The organism is Gordonia sp. L191 (genome assembly GCF_030077625.1).
GTDB lineage: Bacteria > Actinomycetota > Actinomycetes > Mycobacteriales > Mycobacteriaceae > Gordonia > Gordonia polyisoprenivorans_A.
Genome location: NZ_CP125996.1, coordinates 3967724 through 3990760 on the forward strand (window position 1 = coordinate 3967724; position 23037 = coordinate 3990760).

Genomic DNA, 23037 nt, shown 5'->3' on the forward strand with positions numbered 1-23037 from the left:
TGGGCCCGCAGACGAGAAGGGGGTGCGTGATGTCCGATCGACCGCTGGTCGCCAGGATCATCGCGTGGTTGCGCGCCGGATATCCACAGGGCGTGCCCGACCACGACTACGTACCGCTCCTGGCCATCCTCCGACGACAACTGTCCGAGGATGAGGTCGAGCATGTGTCGGGTGAACTGATCAACGAGGCGGCCCCACCGCCGGAACCCATCTCGAAGATCGACGCCGGGGTCAAGATCTCCGCGGTCACCCAGGAACTCCCGCACGAGGCCGACCTCGTGCGTGTGCAGCAGTACCTCGAAGAGCACGGCTTCCCCTTCGACGACTCCCCGCTGAACCCGCCCTCCCCGACCGACTCCGATGCTCCCCGTTCCAGCGACGAGCCGTTCCCCGATGGTCGAGGTGCGAGGAGCGCCAGCGACGAGCCTCGAGACCCACCCACCCCCGACGAGGACCAGCCCTGAAACCCCTCCGTCCTCTGGTCCTGCGCCCCCTCCCCCTACCGTCCGGCCCGCGGGTCCTCGACCATCTCGACGACCTACGCGCCATCCTTGACGGTTCGGCGGCCTTCGCCCCGGTCCCGGAGTCCGATCGTGAGTCGCGAATCCTGCACGACGCCTTCGGAATCGGGGCCGACGTCGCCGACGACGTCTCGCTGATCATCGCCACCTCCGGCAGCACCGGCACCCCCAAGGGCTCGCAGCACACGCCCGCCACCCTCGCCGCCTCGGCCCGCGCGACCGCCGATCATCTCGGCGGCGAGGGCAATTGGCTGCTCGCGCTGCCGCCGCACCACATCGCCGGACTGCAGGTGTTGTTGCGCGCGTTGGCCGCCGGGCACATCCCAGCCGTCCTCGATCTCTCGGCGGGTTTCGATCCCGACGCCTTCGCCGACGCCCTCGATCGTTTCGAGGGTCCGCGCCGCTACACCTCGCTGGTGCCCACCCAACTCGTCAAGGTCCTCGACTCGCCGCGCGCCACTGCCGCACTCGCCGACGTCGACGCCCTGCTCGTCGGCGGCGCAGCCACTCCACAACCGTTGCTGCACAGGGCGGTCGAGGCAGGTATCCCGATCGTGCGCACCTATGGGATGAGTGAGACCGCGGGCGGTTGCGTCTACGACGGTATTCCGTTGCACGGCATGCAGATCACCCTGGACGGGGCGAGCGCCGACGGCATCGGGCGCGTCGAACTCACCGGACCGATGATCGCGCACGGCTATCGTCTGCTCCCCGACCATCCGGCCTTCGCCACGCCGGGCACCTTCCGCACCAACGACCTCGGACGTGTCGACGACGGCGTCCTACGGATCATCGGCCGCGCCGACGAAGCCATCTCCTCCGGCGGGCTCACGATCCTCCCGCAGGTCGTCGAGGCAGTCATCGTCGAGGACCCCGCGGTCGCCGAATGCGCCGTGATCGGGCTGCCCGACGCGCGTCTCGGCGAGAAGGTGGTCGCCGTCGTGGTGGAGTCCGATTCGGGTTCGGTGGACGCACAACGCCTTCGGGACGCGGTCACCGAGCGGCTCGATCGCTACGCCGCACCGCGCGAGGTGATCGTCGTGGCAGAGTTGCCCACCCGCGGCCCGGGTAAGGTTGATCGGCGCACACTCCGCACCCGGTTGACGCCGCAGACGTAGCAGAAAGTCGTCCAGGGGGTGACGTTCTGGCGAATGTGACGACCCACGACCTTATGACGACCTCCTGTTTCGGCCCGACTACGTCGTCGAGCGGATTCAGCGGGCGTTGGCCGCCGCAGACGTAGTAGAAGGTATCGCGTAGGGCGAACCTTCTCCTACGCCTCCATCTGTAGTGGGGTGGGCAGCCGGGTTCTCGGTGGGGGTAGGGGGCTCTGTGGTGGTGGGCTGGGCAGCCAGGGTCTCAGCTGCCGTCGTGGTGGGCTCCGACGGGGTCGTCTCGACAGCCGGGGCCGCAGCGGGAGTCTGGGTGGGCTGGGACGTGGTCACCTCGGCGGCCGCCGCCTGCTGTTGTACCTGCGGCGCAACCACCCGCTGCGCCGCCGACTCTTGGACCGCCGATGTCTGGGCCGCCGATTTCTCCGCTGCCGATTTCTCCGCTGCCGCCGCCAGATCCGCTTCGATCTGGGCGGCGTCCGATGGTTGTGTCGATGCCCAGGAGAACCAGTTGTGCCCGCCGTTGGAGTAGGTGAACTCGACCGGCAGGTCCATCCGCTGGGCGGCGGCGTTGAGGATCACCGTCGACGTGAGCGCACCGACCTCCAGTCCGACGCCGAGTAGCTCGGTGACGAGGGCGCCGGGAATGAGGATCGGCCACAACACAAGTGGTTGTTGTTGCAGCGTTTGCCAGGCGAGTTGGAGTTCACCGACCGACGGGATGCCGTTGCCGGTGGAGATGATGATGGTCTGCCCGTTGGCCTTCGCCTCGGCGATACGACTCAGGACGTCGTTGTCGGCCCAGGTGTTGCCCTCGCTCAGCGGGAGTCCCCACATCGCCGACAGACCGTTGTCGATGTCGGCGCGCGCGGTCTGGATGATCGGGATGAGTACCCACCCCAGCGGGTTGTTGGTCTCGTAGAAACCCGAGTACGAGCGCGCCACGGCGAACACCTCGGGGTGGTTCAGCGCGACGATGATCGCGGGCGCCCCGGACATCGACACACCGACGATCGCGTTGTCCGACGTCCCGATGTCGAAGTTCTCGTTGAGGTAGGCGGGCAATTCCTCACCGAGGAAGGTATCCCATTGCGGTGCAGTGGTACTACCGGTCGGCGCCGACTGCCAGTTGGTGTCCCACTCGCCCTTGCCACCAGCGGGCATCACCAGGTTGTAGCTGGTGCTGTAGGCGGGCACCGCACCCGAGATCGGCGTCGCCCAGTTGTTGTACTCGTCGTTCGAGCCCAGGCCGTCGAGAAAGTACACGGCCTGCTCGGTCTGCCCCGGTGCCTGATCCGACGCCCGCACCTGTACGACGACGTTCTGACCCAACGCCTCCGAGTAGAGGGTGCAGGTCTGGATGTGTTGGGCCTCCTCGTCCGGGGTCCGCCACTCGCATCCCGGACGAAGGGTGTCCGGATCGACCGCACGCGCATGTCCCGCCACCCCGATCAGCGCTCCGGCCGTCGAGGTCACCACCACCAGTGCCGTGACCACACGACGCCGCACACCGAATCCCCCACCACGCATGACTGAGCCTTCCGAGATCTCCCCCGACCCGGATCGACGACAACGATCTGCTCGTCATCGCAGGGAACAATACGGACAGCACACCCTCTACGCAGCACAAACGTCGACTTTGCTGTACCGATGCTCCTGGTCGCGTCGGCAAAGACGCGAGCGGTGGGTCGGGACTCAGCGCCCTCGGTCTGCGGCACGGTCCGCGACCAACTGCGCGACCCGCGCCATCACATCCGGCTCCCCCAACTCGGCGTGGGAGACGTCGAGCCGTGCCACCCGCGGCGTCGTACTCACCAACGACTCCCACCCCGAGATGTCGCCGGTCTGTGCCGACGCCACGTAGAGCACCTCGTCGACGTCGACGCGACCGGTCCGATGCGCACGCACCGCAGCGATGAGAGCCCGCAATCGTTCGGCGATAACCACATCGGCCGTCGTGCCCTCCTGCGCCGGAGCCAGTGCCAACTCGTCGGGAGTCCGTGCGTCCATCAACACCAGCAGCTCGACCCGCTCACCGAGGTCGGTGAGTTGGCGGGCGATCTCATGAGCCAGGTTCCCGCCGATCGACCACCCGATCAGCCGATAGGGTCCCGACAGCTGCCGACGGCGGATCGCGTCGACGTGACGCCGCGCGATCTCGGCCATGCTGCCGGGCATCTCACCGGAAAGCAGTTCGGGGAGTTGCAGTCCCACGACCCGATGTCCCGACGTCGCAGCCAGCGGGCGGAACGGTGTCGGCATGCCACTCACGCCGTGCACCGCCCACAGGAGCGGCAGTCCGGAATCGTGTTCGGCACAGTCGAAGTCGACGACGCGCTCCCGGTCGGTGCCGACGCGCGCGAGTGCAGCGGCCACCCCGCGCGGGGTCGGATGGGCCACGAGATCGGCCAGATCCGGACGCAGCCCGGTGTGATCGACGATCTCGGCATGCAGCCGCAGCAGCAGAAGCGAATGCCCGCCGAGGGCGAAGAAGTCGTCGTCGACGCCGGGTTCGCAGCCCAGCACCGCATCGAACGCGGCGATCACCTGACGCTCCAGATCAGATGCGGCACTGCAGCTTTCGACACGCCTGTCACGCGATGAAGGCCCGGCGGGGTCGGGCAGCCGAGAGGTGTCGATCTTCCCGGTCACGGTGCGTGCGATCTCGTCGACTGCGATCACCTGGGCGGGCACCATGTGTCGCGGTAGGCGAGCCCGGCACGCTCGGCTCACCTCGGCATCACCGACGCCGACCACGTAGGCCACGAGCATCGCCCCCACCGGCCCAGACCGAACAAGTACCGCGGCCTGGGTGGCGCCCGCACCCATCAGGACGGCCTCGATCTCCGCCGGTTCCACCCGCTGACCCCGAAGCTTGATCTGCCGGTCCGTCCGACCTACATACGTCAGCGCTCCGTCGCCCTCGAGACGCGCCCGGTCGCCGGTGCGATACATGCGGCCGCCGCCGGGGCAGGCCACAAAGCGCACCGACGTCAACGCGGTGTCGCCCAGATAGCCTTGTGCCAGTGCATCTCCCGCGAGATACAGCTCGCCGTCGACGCCGGGTGGTACCGGTCGCAGCCAACGGTCGAGGACGACGACGGTGGTGCCGTCGACGGGCCTGCCGATCCGTACCGTCCCGTCCGGACGCACAGGTGCGAAGGTTGCCGCGACCGTGGCCTCGGTCGGGCCGTACACGTTGATGAGTTCGCAGCGCGCGGCCCACATACGCGCGATCGACGGCGACAGCGCCTCACCCCCGACGAAGACCAGCCGTACCGACGTGAGTTGCTGCGCGTCGACCGTCGCGAGCACCGACGGCGTCGCGATGAACACCGTAATCCGTTGCGTGACAAGCCACTCGGTCAACTCCGCCCCGGCGGTGATCTCGGCGGGTGCGACCACCAACCGCGCGGCGGCCGCCAATGGCAGCACCATTTCCATGATCGACGGGTCGAAGCCGAGGCTGACCATCGCCGCCACCCGGTCGTCGGATCGGATCGGGGCGATGGTCGCGAGCCGCCGCAACCCGCGGTGCCCGACGACCACCGCATTCGGTGTGCCGGTGGTACCCGACGTGGTGATCACATACGCCGCGGATGCCGGCGACACCCGCGCGACCGGCACCTCGGTCACCGACGCTCCCGAGGTGGAGGGGCGCGGTGGAACGTCGTTGTCGTACAACGGGTATGCCCCGGTTCGCTCGAGAATTGCGTCGATCCGCGCCGGCGGATGTGCCACGTCGACGGGGACGGGCACCGCGCCGATCCGGGTGACGGCCCGGAAGGCGACCTGCTGGCGCACCGACCGTTCGATGAGAATCGCCACCCGCGCACCACTGCGGATACCTCGCGCGCGCAACGCGTGTGCGGTCACCGCCACCCAGTCGTCGAGGTGCCGATAGCTCAGCTGCGTCGTGCCGTCGTCGAGGGCGATGCGCTCCGGCTGATGTGTAGCGGGTTCGGCGAACATGTCACCGAGTGTCGCGGGATCGGTGTACGGCGCTCCGTGCGCACTCGCCTCGATCAGCCACTGCTCGTCGGGCACCAGCAGATCGACCGAGGCCATGCGTGTTTCGGCCTCATCGACGAGGACCTGCAGCGCCGTCTCCATGCGCGCCATCAGGGTCTCGACGGTCGCACGAGCCGCCCACTGCGCCCGATGCGCGCAGAGGAGCATTCCGTCATCGACGATCACGCGCAGCGCGAAATCCCCCATCGGCGTGAGGGACTCGTCGACGTCACCGATCGCGGCCGGATCGAGGAGCGTCTGATCGGACGCGTCGGCACCCACCGTCAACGCCACCTCCGCCAACGAAGGAGCGACCGACCCACCGGCGGCCCCGATCTCCCGCATCACCTCGTCGAACGGAACCCACGAATGCTCAAGCGCCGCGATGTCGTCGTCTCGAACCCGATTCACCCACTCCGCGCATGTCATTCGTGGGTCGAGACGTGTCCGCAGCACGACGGTCGCGACCAGCATCCCCACCACCTCGGACAGATCGGGGTCCCGTCGCAGGGACGTGGTGGTCGCGACGACGACGTCGTCGGTGCCCGACTGCACGGCCAGCGCCCACGCCAAGGCTGCGTGGACAAGGTGGAATCGGCTGGCCCGCAAGCTCCGTGCGGCCACGTCGAGCTGCGGCCACAGCCCCGCCGGGAGGGTACGACGAGTGTGGACGATCCCGCCATCCGCGTGAGGCAGGTGGTCGAGGACCAGTGGCGCGGGCGGATCGGCCAGCACACGGTGCCAATACGCCAGTTCGCGGTCTCGCGCGGCGGATTCGGCGGTCAGTAACCGGCGGCTGATCTGCTCCGCCCGTGACATTGCCGGCAGCCCTACGCCGGTCAATTGCGCTGCCAGTTCTCGCTGCAAGACCACCGCGGACTCACCGTCGAGCGCGATGTGATGCGCCACCACCAGCACCGCGGACACCGCCTGTCCGTCAGGAGCGATCAAGCCGATTCGAATCGGTGGAGAGGTGGCGAGCGAGTCGAACGGGGTCGCAAGCATGTCGCCGATCGCACCCGCGTCGAGCAGATCGATTGCCGGCTCCCAGGTGTCGAGCACCCGCTGGCGCGGCCCATCATCGGACATCGGATACACAGTGCGCAGCGCGGCATGCCGACCGATCAACGTACGCACCGCCTTTCGCACGTCCACCACGCCGGGGTAATTCGGCCCGCTCGCTTCGCTCCCGGCGCCGGGACAATTCGGCCCGCTCGCTTCGCTCCCGGCGCCGGGAAAATTCGGCCCGCTCGCTTCGCTCCCGGCGCCGGCCCCACCGGGGACCGGCAGGAGTACCGGTACGTGATAGCCGGGTTTGCCGAGTTCCGCGGCCATCCACATCCGTCGTTGCGGCCCGGTCAGCGGAACGTCGTCGCCCTCGGTCGCAATCTGCTCGGTGTCGGGCGCAACACGCACCTCGCCGTCGTTCGCCTTCTCGGCGATCCGGCGGTCGAGCCGCGCGACGAGCTCACCGACGGTCGGATGGTCGAACAGCCACTTCGCCGACACCGTCCACCCGAGCTCCCGGGTGAGCAGCGAGGCCACCCGCGCCGCCGACAGCGAGGTACCGCCGAGATCGAAGAAGTCGGTATCCGCACGCACCGACGCGCGATCGACGGCCATGATCTCCGCGAACGCCGCGGCCACCGACTCCGAGGTGTCCGTCCCGCCCACGGTCTCCTCGCCGACGAGCCCACTATCCGCGCCGGCGAAGCCGACCAGTGCGTCGACGAGTTGGTCGGCCACCTCGTTGGCCGTCCGGGCACTGACCCGGGCCGAATACACCACCGTGAGCACCAGCGCCCCGTCACGGTCGCCGACGATCACCTCGAGATCATGGCCGGCGGCCTCACGCTCGGGCACCACCTGCACCGGCTCCGCACGCACCGCTTCGCTCCCGGCGCCGGCCACATTCGGCCCGCTCGCTTCGCTCCCGGCGCCGGCCACAACCGCGTCGGGCTCCGGCACCACGTCCTGCCCCACCAACAAGATCGACGTCAACGGGTCGTGGGTGGATCGTGCATTCGGGCACACCGCACGCACCACCGACTCGTACGGCACCTCCTGATGGTCGGCGGCCCGCAGATGCGCCTCCCGTGCACACGCCACCGCGTCGGCGACAGTCGCACCTGGCTGCAGCCGGGTGCGCACCGCAACGGTGTTGACGAACATACCGACGACGCGCTCCCATTGTGGCGCCGAGCGCCCGTGCACGGGGACACCGACCACGACATCCCACTCCCCGGTCAGTCGTCCCAGCGTCGCGGTCAGTGCGCCATGGACGGCGTGAAAGACGCTCGCGCCCAACGCCGACGTCTGTTCCCGGAGCTCGGCGATCACGTGCGCGTCGACGTCTCGCACCACCCGGCCCCCGCTGTCGCCGGACGGGCCGGGCAGCACGACGGGAGCGTCCGCATCACCGAGTTCGGTGGTCCAGAAGGCGATGTCGCGGGTGAAGCGACTGGTGGAATCGTCCGGGTCGCCGAGGATGTCGCGCTGCCACCGGGTGTAGTCGGCATAGTCGGGTGCCGACTCGGCGGGTAGTTCCGCCCGGTAGGCCGTCATCAGATCGTCGAGAAGAATCCGCATCGACCATCCGTCGACGGCGATGTGGTGCAGGGTCAGCACCAGGTGGGCGGCACCGAGGCCGGTCTCCCCCTCGTCACCGTCGTCGTCCTCGTCACTGTCGTCGCCGCTGACGAACAGCCGTGCCCTGATGGCGGTCTCGCGTTCGAGGTCGAAGGGACGTGCGACTTCCGCCGCGATGGCGTCGCGGACCGCCGCAGTGCTCACCGATTGCAGGACGAGGTCGGGCACGTCGGTGACGAGACGTTGTTCCGGTCCGCGACCGGTATCGGGAAAGACGGTGCGCAGCGACTCGTGCGCACCTACGACCGCGCGATACGCCCGGACGATCCGCCCGGGATCGTAGGGTCCGCGAATCCGCAGGACGAGCGGGATGTGGTAGGTGGTGTCCTCGGGATCGAAGCGGTGGTGAATCCACATGCGCCGCTGCGGATATGCCAGCGGAAGATGCTCGGGACGCGGCGCGTGGTGCGGTATCGGGCCGGTGAGGTCTGCCGCGCAGCCGATCCGTCGGGCCAGCTCGCCGACGGTACGCGCGCGGAACACGACGTCGGCGTCGAGGTCACGAGAGGTCCGCGCGATGAGTCGGGACCGGACCCGCGCCGCCGACAGCGAGGTTCCGCCGAGCGCGAAGAAGTCGGTGTCCGAGCCGATCTCGGCGACCTCGCAGTCGAGAACCTCGGCGAGCACCTCGGCAACCAGAAGCTCGGTCCGGGTCTCCACCGACTTCGCGGGCATCATTCGGCCCGCTCGCTCCGCTCCCGGCGCCGGCTCCTGCGCGGCAACCGGATTCGGCAACCGGGGATGATCGATCTTGCCGCTCGGTCGGGTCGGGAAGCGATCGACCACCGCGATCGCGGCCGGAACCATGGTGCGCGGCAACACCGTCCGCGCTTGTTCACGCAAACGCTCGGGATGCGGCCTGTCGCCGGGCGCCGGGATGACCCACGAGACCAGCAGTGGCTCACCGGCCCGGTTGGTGCGCACCGCACTGGCGGCGGCCGCCACCCCGGGCAATCCGGCGAGCGCGGCGTTGATCTCCTCGGCCTCCATTCGCACACCACGGATCTTGAGTTGGTCGTCGGCGCGACCGTGGATCACCAACGAGCCGTCGCCGCGCCGGTGGACCAGATCGCCGGTGCGATACATGCGATCACCGTCGCCAAAGGGGCGCGCGACGAATCGTAAGGCGGTGGTGGAGGTGTCGGCGAGATAGCCGCGCGCCAATGCGGCTCCGGCGACGTACAACTCGCCGACGGTGTAGTCGGGAACCGCCTGCAGCGACGAATCCAACACCAGCGCTTCGATATCCGGGACGGGGGTGCCGATGCTCACGGCACCGGTGGTGTCCGGACGGTAGGTGGCGCTGCTGATCGCGACGGTCGTCTCGGTGGGCCCGTACTCGTTGGTCACCGACACCGACGACGTCCACCGACTCAGGAGCGTGCGCGGCAACGCTTCTCCACCCACCACCACATGCCGCAGCCGCGCCACCTGGGCCGGGTCGAGGGTGCTCAGCACCGATGGCGTGGTCATCAGCACCGTCACCGCCGACCGTGTGATCTCGGTGGCGAGTTCGGTTCCCGCCATCACCTCGGGTGGGCAGATGACGATGCACGCCCCGGCTGCGCGGGTTGGCACCACACCCATCAGGTGGGCGTCGAATGCCGTGGAGTGGGTGTGCATCGCCCGGTCGGTGGCGTCGAGTCCGAGTCGTTCGGCGGTGGTCAGCGCCCACGCGGCCAGCCCGCGATGGGTGATCTCCACACCCTTGGGTGTGCCGGTCGTCCCGGAGGTGAACGCGAGGTAGGCGACGTCGTCGAGTTGCAGTGTGCGGGTGCGGTGTCGGGGCTCGAACTCGGTGACGCGGCGGGAGCGGTAGAGGTCGGAGTCGTCGAGTGCCACGACCGCCATCCTGACGGGCAGTCGGGGCGGGCGATCGGCGCGCAGCGTCAGGATCGTGCGCGCCCCGGAGCGCTGGATCAGCCGCTCCCGGCGCCGGGGTGGGTCCGCGGGGTCGAGGTTGACGAATGCGGCGCCGACACGGGCCAGCGCCATCGTCGCGACGACATCGAAGCACGATCGCGGTAGATGCTTCGCGACGACGTCTCCGGGCCCGAGGCCGCGATCCCGCAACGCCCACGCGAGAATCCGCACCAGCCGCTCGACGTCCGCGTGGCACAGGACCTCGCCGTATCCGGGAAAGCGATGTGTCACATCGATGATCGCCGGCCGCGCGGCGTCCGGCACGGGCTGACGATCGAGGAGCTCGGCAAGAGTCTGGGGCGCACGCATGCGGGCGGAGATGACCGGCGTCTCCACGCTCGGCTGCGGCACCGGCGCGCGTGTCAGGGCGCGTACCGGCAGCGCGGGGTCGGCGGTGCCGCTTTCCAGGGTCTCGGTGATGGCGGTCAGGAGCGCCTCGAGGCGGCCGGCATCGGCGACCGAGTCCCGGCATGCGGCACCGAGATACGTCCGATCGCCGTCGCGGCCGAGCATGATGTCCAGTGCGGCCTGAGTACTGCCGGTCGTCCCCAGCCCGGTCGTATCCAGCCCGGTCACGCTCAGGTCCGGTGGTACCTCACCGACCACGACGTCGACGAGGGATCGGCCCGCGCGTTCACGCTCCGGGTCGGCGATCGCGGCGATCTCGGCCAACGGCAGATCCGAATGGTCGATCGCCCCGAGAACGCCGAGGGTGTTGCGGCGCAAGAGTGTGGCGAAGGAGTCGTCCGGTTCGATGCGGGTGCGCAGCGGGACGGCCCGCGCGAAGAGGCCGCAGACCGTGCTCCATCGAGGATCGGTCCGTCCCGACACCGCGGTGCCCACGGTGCATTCCGACGCACCGCCGGTGGTCATGACGCGTTCCGCAGCAGCGGCCTGGCGAGTCAGGACCACGGCGATCGCGGTGTGCACCACGATGAACGGGGTACTCCCGACCGCGGCCGCGCACCGATCGATCCGCGCGGTCAGCTCCGTTGAGAACCTCACTCGCCCGCGATGTGTGGCTCCCGATCCCGTTGCGGCGAGGTCCATGTCGGTCACGGTGAGCGGCACGATGGGTTCGGCGAACACCCGCGACCAGTAGCCGGTGAGACGGTCGCGGTGGCTGCGCACCATCGCCTGCCGCCATCTGCTGTACTGCCGGTAGTCGAGACGACGCGTGGAGTCGGTCGGTGGACCGGTGGTGAGTTCTCGGCGCAGCATGCGTGCGGTCTCGCCGTCGGCGCTGATGTGGTGGATCACGCACACCAGCCGATACCCGCCCGGCGTGTCGACGAGCCGCACCCGCCAGGGCAGGGACACGGTGAGATCGATGGGGCGACGAGCGATCTCGGCGAGGACCTCGTCGGCGTCGACGCCGGTGAGGGGATCGAGGGCACCGAGGTAGGCGTCGACCTCGTCGTCGGTCCAGAGTCGTTGATAGGGCACCCCGTCGAGTTCCGGGAAGCCGGTGCGCAGGCAGTCGTGTCGCCGGACCAGTTCGGCCACCCGACGCCGGATCTCGCGGGCATCGGTGCCCGGTACCGGGATGAGGCCGGCGAGCACATAGCCGGGGTGGTCGGGGTCGGCGCGCCAGCGCAGCCACAGATCGAGTTGCTCCGGTGTCAGCGCCGGGTGATCGGGGTCGGTGCTCTCCTCCTCGACCTCCCCCAGGTCCGGGACCGGGTCCTCGTCGACGATCGGCGAGGTCGACAACAACTGCGCCAGCCCGGCGATGGTGGGATGGGAGAACACCTCGGTGACACCGATTCTGCTGCCGTGCAACGACAGTCGGGCCGCCAGGCGCGCGGCGGTCAACGAGTTGATGCCGAGGGTGACGAGGTCGGTGTCGGGGTCGAGCGGTGCCGATGCCGCTGGGTCGTCGCCGCTGTCGAGGCACTCGCGGATCGCTGCGGCCACCACCTCTTCGCGAGGGGTCAACTGCCGGCCGATACCGCTGGAGGAGTGCAGCTTTCGGAGAAGTTCCGTCTGGTCGATCTTGCCGTTGGCGGTCAGCGGCCAGTCGTCGACGACGACGATGCGGCTGGGCACCGCATAGGTGGGCAGTCGTTGCGCACACCACGAGATCAGGGTCGACTCGGTGGGTACCGCCTGCGCTGCGGCGCCCACGCGGACGGCCGCCACGAGACGCGCTGCACTCGCGACACCGTCCTGCAGCACCCGGCAGTCGAGGACGTCGGGGGCCGCGGTGAGCGCGGCAACGATCTCGGCCGGTTCGATGCGGAATCCGCGGATCTTCAGTTGGTCGTCGACGCGGCCGAGGAAGGCGATCCGCCGATCGGGCAACAGCCGCACCCGATCACCCGTGCGGTAGTGGCGGGTGCCGTCGGGTCCGGCCACGAATCGTGTCGCGGTCGTCGCGGGGTCACCGAGATAGCCGATCGCGAGTTGCGGCCCGGAGAGGTGGAGTTCGCCGCGGCCACCGAGCGGCACGGCTCGTCCGTGCCGATCGCGGATCTCAGCGTGGACGCCGTCGAGTGGTGTGCCGATGATCGGGCGGTCGTCGTCGAGGTCGATGTCCCCGCAGAGCACCTGCACGGTGGTCTCGGTGGGCCCGTACATGGTGACCAGCCGTACGTCGGGGTGCGCCGATGCCCATGCGCGTAACCGCGCGGGGTCGACGGCCTCACCCGCGAGGATCACTGTTCGCAGCGACGCCAGTGACACGTCGGCGGTGCCGGCGAGCGGTTGCAGGACCGACGGATCGGTTAGTCGCGCAAACGCACTCGGGGTTTGTGCGCAATGGGTCACGCGATGTCGGGTGAGACCGGCGGCGAAGCGTGCCGGGTCGCGGACGTCGTCCTCGGAGAAGACGACGACCCGTCCGCCCGCGGCGAGCGGCCCGAACATCTCCCACACGGACGCGTCGAAGGACAGTGCGTGCGACCAGCTCCCGACCATCTCACCGGTGCACCCGAGACGGGAGAGTGAGGCGCCGAGCATCGCGGCCATCGCGGTCCGGTCGACGACCACGCCCTTGGGTGCGCCGGTCGATCCCGACGTGTGGATGACATAGGCGGCGCCGGGCACCTCGGGGCCGGTCCCGCTGTGGGCGGGGCTGATCTCGAGGCCCTCGCGAATCGTCGCTCCGGGCCCGATTCGGCGGTACAGCAACCGTTGTCGCGCCGGTGGCAGGTTAGGGTCGACGGGCGCGAACACGGCGCCCGCGGCGAGCACACCCAGCGCGGCCACGACCGCCTCACTCCCCCTGCGCAATGCCAGCACGACCGTGGTCCCCGGACGGGTCCCGGCCGCATGCAACTTCTCGGCCACCTGCTCGGCACGACACCACAGGTCGCGGTAGGTGAGCACATCGTCGGAGTCGACGAGGGCCGCGTCGCCGGAGGCGACAATCGATACAGCGCCGGAGGCGACAATTGCCACAGCGTCGGGCTGACGCGTCGCCATGGCGCGGACCGCGTCGACGGGATCGATCGACTGCGCAGAAACATTGGGGTGAACAGCAGTGGGCTGGGCGAGAACACCGGCAGGCAGGCACTCGGCCACACACCGTGTCGACGAGTCGGTCAGGGCCGTCAGGGCGGCGACGAAATACTCGAGCATCGGCTCCACCGCCGCGACGTCGACCCGGGCGGGTGACGCCGTCACCTGCACCGACAGCGCTCCCTCGTCGACCGTACGCACCGTGAATTCGAGTGCGGTGCGGGTGATTCCCACATTGATCGGTGTGATGTCGGTGATCAGCGGTCCCGGTGAGTCAGGCAACGCGGCAGCATGGTCGAGGAGCACGTCGGGCAGGGTCGCCGGCGCCGACGCGGCGTGAGTGGCGGCATCGGCGATCGTGCGGTGTGCGTGCACGAGTGCCTCGTCAATCGGCAGCGCAACGACGGGGCGCCGGTCCGCCGTCACTGCCGACCACCGCAGCGGAACGGTGGTGGCCCGCATACCGACGCGGGGTCCGCCGGGCAGGGCAACCGGGATCGCCGCGACGACGTCGTCGGAGTCGGTGACGGCGGCGAGTGTCGCGGCCAGTGCCACCCATAGTGCCGAATACAGCGTGGTGCCGGCTCCGGCCACCACCTCGTTGATCGCGGCGGCGGTGTCGGCGTTGATACGGCGCTCGTGGACCACTGCGGGCTTCTCGGCCGCCGGGTGCCGTCGCGGCGGTTCGGGGAGGGCGAGGTGTTCGGCTGCGCCGTCGAGAACCGTTCTCCAATAGTCGGTGTCGTCGTCGCATACCGAGACCTGCAGCTCGTCGGGTTGCTCGGGCCAGCGTGGGCTGCGTCCGCGCAGGCGTGCCGTCAGCGCCGTGTGCAGGTCGTCGAGGAGTATCGGTACCGAGGCACCGTCGACGGCGATGTGGTGGGCGACGAGCACGATGCCGGTGCCCGCGGGTGAGTCGGCGAGCACCGCGCGCCATGCCGGGCGGGTGGTCAGATCGAAGGGGGCGTTGACGATCTCGGCGGCCTGACCGGTGTCGGGGACCGTATCGCGTTGGGTGATCGGCGGATTCCCGGTGAGAGCGTCGGCGTGAAGGATGACGACCTCCGGAGTTGTGTCCCCGCGATCGGGAAACACCGCACGCAGCATCGGATGCCGGTCGGCGAGATCGAGCAGCGCTGCCCGCACCACGGGCACCTCGGCACGCACCGTGAGTCGCAACGCCAGATGGTATGCGGCCGAATCGGGCTGTCCGCGATGCGCATCCCACAGGACGCGCTGCGCCGGCCACAGTACGTCACGAGGCCTTACCTGCGATGTGTGAGCGTCGGCGCCGACCAGTTCGGTCAGTCCGCGGATTGTCGGTGCGGCGAGGATGTCGGCGACGGTGACCTGGGTGCCCGGTCCCGACAGCCGTGCGGCAAGTCGCGCCGCCGACAACGAGTTTCCGCCGACGGAGAAGAAGTTGACATCGGGTCCCCAGTGCTCGGGTCCCCACTGCTCGGGTCCCCATTGCTCGGGTCCCCATTGCTCGGGTCCACCGTCGTGCGGGCCCCGTCCAGTTCCCTGCGGTCCGGGTTGCCCAACGATCTCGGCGACGAGATCGGCGACGCGACGTTGTGCCACGGTCAGCGGGATCGCGGTGCCGGTCACCGCGGGCAGCCCGGCGATCAGGGCCTGCCGGTCGAGTTTGCCGTTGTCGGTGAGTGGCCAGCGCTCGACGACGCCGATGCGTGCAGGCATCAGATACCCGGGTAGCCGAGTGGCGCACGCGCGCAGCAGGAATGTCTCACGCTCGCCGACCGGCACCTCGGCGCCGATGGTGTCGTCGTCGATCACGAAGGCGAGGATGTGTTCGTCGCCGGATTGTGTCCCGCCGGCGATCACCACGCGTGCCTCGCGGACGCCGGGCGCCTCGACGAGAGCCGCGGCGATCTCGGCGGGCTCGACGCGATGACCACGCACCTGCATCTGATCGTCCGACCGGCCCAGGTAGGCAAGCCGATCCGGCGCGATCAACCGCACCACATCGCCTGTTCGGTACATCCGTGTGCCGAAGCCGTCGGGGTCGGCGACGAAGCGGCTCGCGGTCAGTTCGGGCGCGTGCAGGTAGCCGTCGGCGACTTGCGCGCCGCTGACGTACAGTTCGCCGAGTCCGCCCACCGGCACCGGACGCAGATGCCGGTCGCGCACCGACCAGCCGACTCCGGCGAACGGGGCGCCGATCAGGCTGCGGGCGTCGTTGGTGTCGACATCGGTGGCGGTGAGGTGGACTGTGGTTTCGGTGATGCCGTACATGTTGATCAGGCGCACACGAGGATTGGCCTGCGCCCAGTCGTACAGCGCAGGAGCCTGCAGCGCCTCGCCGCCGAACACGACGCACCGCAAGGCCGGCAACCGCGAGCCGCTGCTACTCGACGAACCGGGACCATCCGGTGCGGCAAGCCGCGCGAACGCGGTCGGGGTCTGCGAGAGAATGCTGACGCCGCAATCGTTCAGGATTGCGCTCAGCAGCACCGGATCCCGGCTCACCGGGCGGTCGACGATCACCACACGACCACCGGAACACAGTGCGCCGAAGATCTCCCACACCGAGAAGTCGAAGGTGTGCGAGTGCGTCGCACTCCACACGTCGGCAGGGGTGGCGTCGATGACGTCGAGGGCGGCACCGAGCATCGCGGCCAGCGCCGTACGCGACACCGCAACACCTTTGGGCCGTCCGGTCGATCCGGACGTGTGGATGATATAGGCGATCCCCGGTCGGCGGGGCGCGGTCCCGAGGCCCGGGCCGGGTTCGATCAGCAGGCCGTCGCCCACGATCGCCGCCGGGGAGGTCGCGGCGACGAGTTCCGCGGTGCGTGCGGGCGGATGTTCCGGGTCGAGCGGAACGTAGGCGGCGTCGGCCATCAGGGTCCCGACCATCGCCACCACGGTCTCGGCACTGCGACCGAGCAGCAGGGCCACCCGGTCACCTGCCCGGACCCCGACCCGACGCAGATCCATCGCCATCTCGAATGCGCGCGTGGACAGTTGCTCGTAGGTCATCGATGTCCGGGCGTCGGTGACGGCGATGGCGTGCGGGGTGGCGCCGACGTGTGCGAGCAGTGCGTGGATCGGGTCGGTGCCGGCCACCGGGCATTGTGGGGCGACACCACGTCCGGTCGGGGTGCACGACCCGACGAGGGTGGTCGGGTCGGCGAGTGCCAGCCGGGTCAGTGTGTCGACCACGTGGTCGAGAAGAATCCCGGCGCCGTCGGGATCGACGCGGTCGGGTGCCACCGTCAGAGCCAACCGCAGCTGTTCGCCGCTGTCGTCGACGACGAATTCCAGTGCGGTGCGGGCTCTCCCGGTACGGATCGGGGTGGCCGAGCGGATCAGCGCGCGCCGCGACAGCCCGGTGTCACGGCCGAGTTCGGCGCCGTCCATCGTATTCGCCTGCGCCAGCACCACATCGGCGAGCTGTGCGGGCGCGGTGTCGGCGTGGCGCATCCCGGCCTGCAGCGCGGCGACCGATCCCGCGAGCGCCTCGGCGACGGTCTGCGACGCGACTGCGTGAGCCCGTACCGGGACCGTCCGGACGAACATGCCGACCCGCTCGAGGTCGGAGGAGCTCCAGCGCCCTGAGGTCGGCACCGAGATGACGACGTCGTCGTCGCTGACGACACCGGCAAGGACGGCGGCCACGGCCACCCGGACCAGCGCCTGCAGGGTCGCGCCGGCGCCGGTGGCTTGTGCGGTGGCCGCCGCCGAGAGCCTCGCGTCGACGACCCGTTCCAGATGAACCGCCTCGGTAGAGACCTCACCGGCCGCGCGGGCCTCGGGCAGCGCGAGTCGCGTCGGGGCACCGGCGAGCACGTCACGCCAGTAGCTGTGTCCCGCATCGGAATCGGCGGCGGGTCGAGCGCCACCGAAGTCTCCGGGCCCGGGGAACTCCGGCAGCCGGTGGCGGGTGCGTGCGGTGACTGCGATCAACATGTCCCGCACCAGGATCGGGATCGACCAGCCGTCGACCGCGATGTGATGGACCACGAACACCATCGACACCGAGCCACGGCTGTCGTCGAGGACGGCGCGCCACGGAGGGTCGACGGTGAGATCGAAGGGTGCGGCGACCACTGAGCGAACCATGCTCGAGCTCAATGCCTCCCGGGTGATCGGCATCGCGTCGACCATCGCCTGGGTGGGTAGTAGACGCATGGTCGGGGTGCCGTCGGGCCGGGCGGGAAAGACGCGGCGCAGCGCGTCGTGATGCAGGGCGAGGTCGGTCAGCGCCGATGTCACAAGATCCGCAGTCACAAGATCCGCCGTCACGAGATCCGCGCTCACCGGTTCGGTTCCCGTACCCAGTGCGAACTCGACCTGCACGGCGAGGTGGTACACGTGGTCGGCCGGGTTGGAGCGGTTCAACGCCCAGATCTGGTGTTGTGCCGGCGTCACGACCGGCGCGGTCGCCGGTGCGGTGGCCGCGGTGAGGTCACCGGCGCCGACGCGTGTGGCGATCTCGGCCAGGGTGGTCGCCGGGGTCAGCTCGCCGATGCGCAGCGGACGGCCCACCCGTGCGCCGAGGCGAGCCATGATCTCCAGCATCGTCAGCGAGGTGCCGCCAAGGTCGATGACCGAGGCAGCCATCGAGACCCGTTCCACCCGTATGACGTCGGCGACGATCTCGCCGAGCGCGCATTCGACGTCGGAGGTTGCGGCCACGAATTCCGGTTCGTGCAGCGCGATCCCGGCAACCGTACGCGCCACGGCGTCGCGATCGATTTTGCCGGTCGGCCCGGTCGGTAGCCGATCGAGCATCAGCACCCGCCGCGGCCACATCACCGACGGCAGGGTCGCGATGAGATGCGCCCGCACCGCCCTTTCGAGTCCGTCGCCGCCCGGTGCGGCACCGGTCCCCACGCAGGCGACGTCGAGGGCCAGGTCGCCGTCGGGTGCGTGGTCGGCGACGACGACCGCGGCGCCCACACCGTCGACTTCCGTGGCGGCGTTCTCGATCTCGGCCGGTTCGACGCGGACCCCGCGCACCGAGAGTTGCCCGTCGGAACGGCCGACGAAGACGAGATCACCGGTTGTCGGGTCACGACGGGCGAGATCACCGGTCCGGTACATTCGGGAGCCGTCGCGCCACGGGCAGGCGAGAAATCTCGTCGCTGTCAGCCCGGGCCGATCCCGGTATCCGTGCGCGAGTTGTGGTCCGCACAGATAGAGTTCGCCGATGATCCCGTCGGCCACCGGGCGCAACCGGTGATCGAGGACCAGCGCGGCCATCCCCGGGACCGGTCGACCGATGGGTACCGGCCGGTCGAGGTGGACGTCGGCGGTGATCGGTGCGGCCGTCGCATACAGCGTCGCCTCGGCGGGACCGTAGGTGTTGAACACCCGCCGCTCGCCGCTCGCCCCCGGTGGCCGACACGTGATTCGGGCCGCGAGCGCCGGTGACAGTGCCTCGCCGATCGCCGAGACCGTCCGCGGCAGCGTGTGCAGCGGAATCCGGTTCAGGACGGTCGGGGTGGCCATCAGGTGGGTGATGCGGTGATCGAGCAGCGCGCGGCCGAGGTCGGCGTCGAGTCCGGCGGCCGGGATCAGGGTATGGCCCAGCGCGGCACACGCCAGCATCTCGAAGTGGGCCATGTCGAACATCGGTGATGCCACCGCGAGCCAGCGCGCCCCGACATCGATCCCGTCACCCGCCCCGAATCGGGCCCACATGTCGCGCGCGATGACGGCCGGCCCGGTGTGCGGGACGACGACGCCCTTGGGTTCGCCGGTGCTCCCCGAGGTGAACACGACGTAGGCGGCGTCGAACGGATGCGGTGCCGGCAGTCGGCCGGCGCGTGGGTCGACGTCGGCGAGGTCGTCGAGGGACAGCGACGGAATACCCGCCCGCGCACCATGTTCGGGGCTCGTGGCGAGGAGGAGGACCGGAGCGGCCGTCGCCAGCATCCGGTCGATCCGCGCGGTCGGCTGCGCCGGGTCGATCAGCACGATCGTCGCACCGCTGCGCGCCACCGCCCACCAGGCGACGACCTGATCGACGCCGCGGCGCATCAGCACCACCACCCGGGTGCCGGGCCGGGCTCCGAGCGCCGAGAGCCGGGGCGCGAGGTCGGCGGTGCGCCCGTCGAGATCGGCGAAGGTCACCGCGGGCTCGCCCAGGAGGCTGCCGTCGACGGCCACGTCGTTTCCGGCGCGGGCGACCGTGGCGGCGATGAGGTCCGGCAGGGTGTCCGTGGGACTTTCGGTGCCGAGCACCCCGGGGGTGCGCGCGGGCAGTGGCAAGTCGTCGATGATGACCCGCGCAGACCCGGGGGCGGTTAATGCGTCGGCGAGTGCGCCGAGCATCGCGAGCAGTCCGTCGTGGAACGCCGTCACCTCGGCCGGGTCGTAGCGGCGCGGGTTGGCCTCGATCTCCACGACGAAGGTGCCGGTGTCGGTGGATTCGGCGAGAGTTCCGGACGGGAAAACGTTGATGGCCAAGTCTTCTGCCGGTCCGGTGGTCACCGAGGAGAATCGGACGGTCGTCTCACCGAATCGCATCTCACGGTCGAAGAGCATCAGGTTGAGGACCGGTCCGCCTGAGTGATCGCCGTGTTCGGTGACGATGTCCTCGAACCGGTACCGCTGATGACGTAGTGCGCCGAGCATCGCCCGCTCGGTGGTGCGCACGGCGGCATGGATCTCGGTGCGTCGGCCGACGCCGGCGCGGAGCGGCACGAAGTTGATGGTCGGCAGTGGTGTGGCGCGCAGTGCGGCCGTCGTCCGTGCGGCCACGGCGAAGGTCAGCGCCCCGTCGGCGTCGCCGGTGCGGCGGCTCAGATAGCCCGCGGCGGCGGTCACGATCAGTGTCGGCAGACTGGTGGGCATGGCCGTGATGAGCTCGCGGATCGCGTCCATCGTCGCCATGGGGATCGGTGCCGCCACCGTGTGATTGTGGGAGGCCGGCCCGCCCGATCGGTGCGCCGGTGAGGTCGCGGGGTCGCGGCCGGCGAGGACCTCACGCCAGTAGTCGGCGTCGCGCGCGCGGCGCGACGAAATCCGGTAGGCATCATCGGCGGCGGGCGCGGCGGAGAGGTCGGCGATGGGCACCGACGGTGCGCTAGGGTCGCGGGAAAGACAACGACGTAACGCGCACACCAGGTTGTCGCGAGTGGCCACCCCATCGGTGGTCAGGTGATGCGCACGGTTGTAGAGCTGATGTCGATGATCCGATAACCGAAACAGGATGGCCCGTGCCAATCGATCGGCGGTCACATCGACCGCGCGGTGCAAATCGGCGTCGATGATTTCTTGCACAGCCCCATGCGGATCCGGTCGGTCACCGACATCGACGTATTCGACGTGATCATGCAACGACGGATCGTAGATGCACACCGGGCCGCGGGGGCCCTCCTCGAACCGCAGCTGCATGACTCGCGCTCGGCGTCCCTGCTCGGCGAGCTCGGTGAGGAAGTGGTCGCGGTCGAGCGGGCCCTCGATGTCGGTCACCTGCGCCATGTTCAACGGCACCGACGGCATCGCCTGCTGTCGCAACCAGAAGAAGCGTTGCGCCGCGGTCAGTTCGGTGACCTGGATCTTCTCGGTCATGGCGATCCCTGTGCCCTCTGCCCGGTCGCCGCACCGCACGACGGCACCGACACGTGCACGGGCGGGGTGTCGACGAGCGGCTGCACGGGCACCTGTGCGTCGCCGCGGGCCGAGGTGGGTTCGGTCAGTGTCACCTCGAGGACACTGCGCTGACCGGGTGCCAGTGGTACGCGGGTACGGACCACCGGATGACCGTGGAGTTCGCTGGTGCCGTAGAGCACCGATTGTCCGTCGAGGGTGACCTTGCGGACCTGCGCGCCGCGGGTCAGCGCGATCTGCACGCCGGCCGCATTGGTGCCCGGTGGCAGGCCGCTGCCGACGGCCCCCATCGAGCCGATCACGTACTGCGGCAACGAGAGATCGGTGACGGTGTTGGTCAGCGTCACCCGTGCGGTCGCATCGCGCCTGTCGGCGGTGCAGTCGCCTGCGGTGTAGCTCAGTTCGCGGCGCAGGTAGTAGTCGAGTTTGTTACCTGCCGCGTTGGTGATGGTCGCGTCCATCAGCGGGGCCGAATCGTCGGGTAACTGATGTGCCAGTGGAGTGGACGCGATGATGTCCTGTTCGTCGGATCTGCTGCTGTAGAGCATGATCCGACGTTCTGCCACGCCGCGGCCGAGTGCTTCGAGGAGCCTGCCGGCATCGGCGTGGGCGCCGAGGACGTCGGCGACGACGGTGCGGGAGATGGTCTGCAGGTAGGCCTTGCGCGCGGTGTTGTCGTCGGCGAAGCGGGTGTAGACCTGCGACAAGGTGAGCGGTACGACGTTGTCGGCGGTGATCTGTTCGCCCGACGGCAACCGCACCGGCCCCGTCACGCGGAGTACGTAGCTCAGGGCGATCGGGTCGAGTGCCGCCGCCCCGTCGAGGGGCGTGCCGGTCTGTGCCTGCCAGTTGGCCATCCAGATCTTCGCGGCGTCGGTGAAGTCGGGGCTCAGGTTGCTGTTGCGGAAGTCGGTGTAGGGCTCGACCGTCGAGTACAGGGTGTCGAAGCCGTCACCGAGGTCGATCTGCGGGTTGCTCGGGCGGAACATGTCGATGTTGCGGCCGGTTTCGGCGGCGCGCAGGTGCCCGTTCTCGGCGCGGATGATGATGAATCCGCCGACCAGTCCGCCGGTTCCGCGGGCCTCCGACGGTGTTTGCAAGGCCACGAAGTAGTTTCGGGGGCCGTCCGCGCCGAGCATGGCCGGGGCCAGTCGCGCAGCCACCGACGTACCCTGCGCGGTGCGTGCGGCCGAGTCCAGTTGCGTGGCGAGGTCGGTGCGTGCCTGCGCGACCGGCCCGAGCCAGCTGCCGTCGATACCGCGGGCGCGCTGTGCGAGGCGGGTGGCGTCGTCGGCCATCGCGGTGATGCGCGGGGCGGCGCTGCGCAGGGCCGCGACGTCGACGCCGTTGTCGGCGGTGCGCAGCGTCGACGGTCCGATGGTGCCGGCCAGTGCGGCGCTGGGGACGAGGACCTCGTCGCTGAACTGGGTGACGGTGTCGGTCATCTCACGCACGCTGGCCAGCGGCCGGCCCAGCCACGGGACCGCTGCCGCGGCCCGCCAGAGGGGGTCGTTGGTGGCGGCGTAGGCGTCGGCCGCCGAGTCACGCACGGCCGACGCCTCCCCCGACGACTTCCGCGAATCACCGGACAGCAGTGCCGCTTTCGCGGTCACCGCGTGGTCCTGCGCATCGTGGAGAGCCGACCGCGCCTGTTCGGCGCGGACACCCAGATAGCAGCCCACCGTGACCAGTGCGGCGAGCAGGAGCACACCGCCGAGCCATACCCGCCGCGATCGCAGCCGGGACCGATGAACTCTCGCCTCGGGTGCCCTCAT

Annotated in this window: 5 protein-coding genes; 2 read left to right on the forward strand and 3 right to left on the reverse strand. The window is 69.7% G+C overall.

Annotation, left to right across the window (positions count from 1 at the left end; translation table 11 throughout):
* Positions 1-29 precede the first annotated feature (29 nt).
* Positions 30-464 carry a DUF3349 domain-containing protein gene (locus tag QNM97_RS17995; RefSeq protein WP_283819665.1) on the forward strand — a complete coding sequence of 145 codons (435 nt, stop codon included), beginning with the start codon at positions 30-32 and terminating at the stop codon, positions 462-464.
* 83 nt (positions 465-547) lie between these two features.
* On the forward strand, positions 548-1639 hold the full coding sequence (menE, locus tag QNM97_RS18000) for an o-succinylbenzoate--CoA ligase (protein WP_349632363.1): 1092 nt from the start codon (positions 548-550) through the stop codon (positions 1637-1639).
* Positions 1640-1735: 96 nt separating this feature from the next.
* Here the strand turns inward: menE and QNM97_RS18005 are convergent, their stop codons facing one another.
* The 3 genes from QNM97_RS18005 to QNM97_RS18015 form a co-directional block, all read right to left on the reverse strand.
* A complete protein-coding gene (locus QNM97_RS18005) occupies positions 1736-3163 on the reverse strand; it encodes an alpha/beta hydrolase (protein ID WP_283819666.1) in 1428 nt (475 codons plus the stop codon).
* A 165-nt stretch (positions 3164-3328) separates the two neighbouring features.
* A complete protein-coding gene (locus tag QNM97_RS18010; RefSeq protein ID WP_283819667.1) occupies positions 3329-21223 on the reverse strand; it encodes a non-ribosomal peptide synthetase in 17895 nt (5964 codons plus the stop codon).
* A complete protein-coding gene (locus tag QNM97_RS18015) occupies positions 21220-23037 on the reverse strand; it encodes a DUF4012 domain-containing protein (protein ID WP_283819668.1) in 1818 nt (605 codons plus the stop codon). Before QNM97_RS18015 ends, QNM97_RS18010 begins: the two co-directional genes overlap by 4 nt.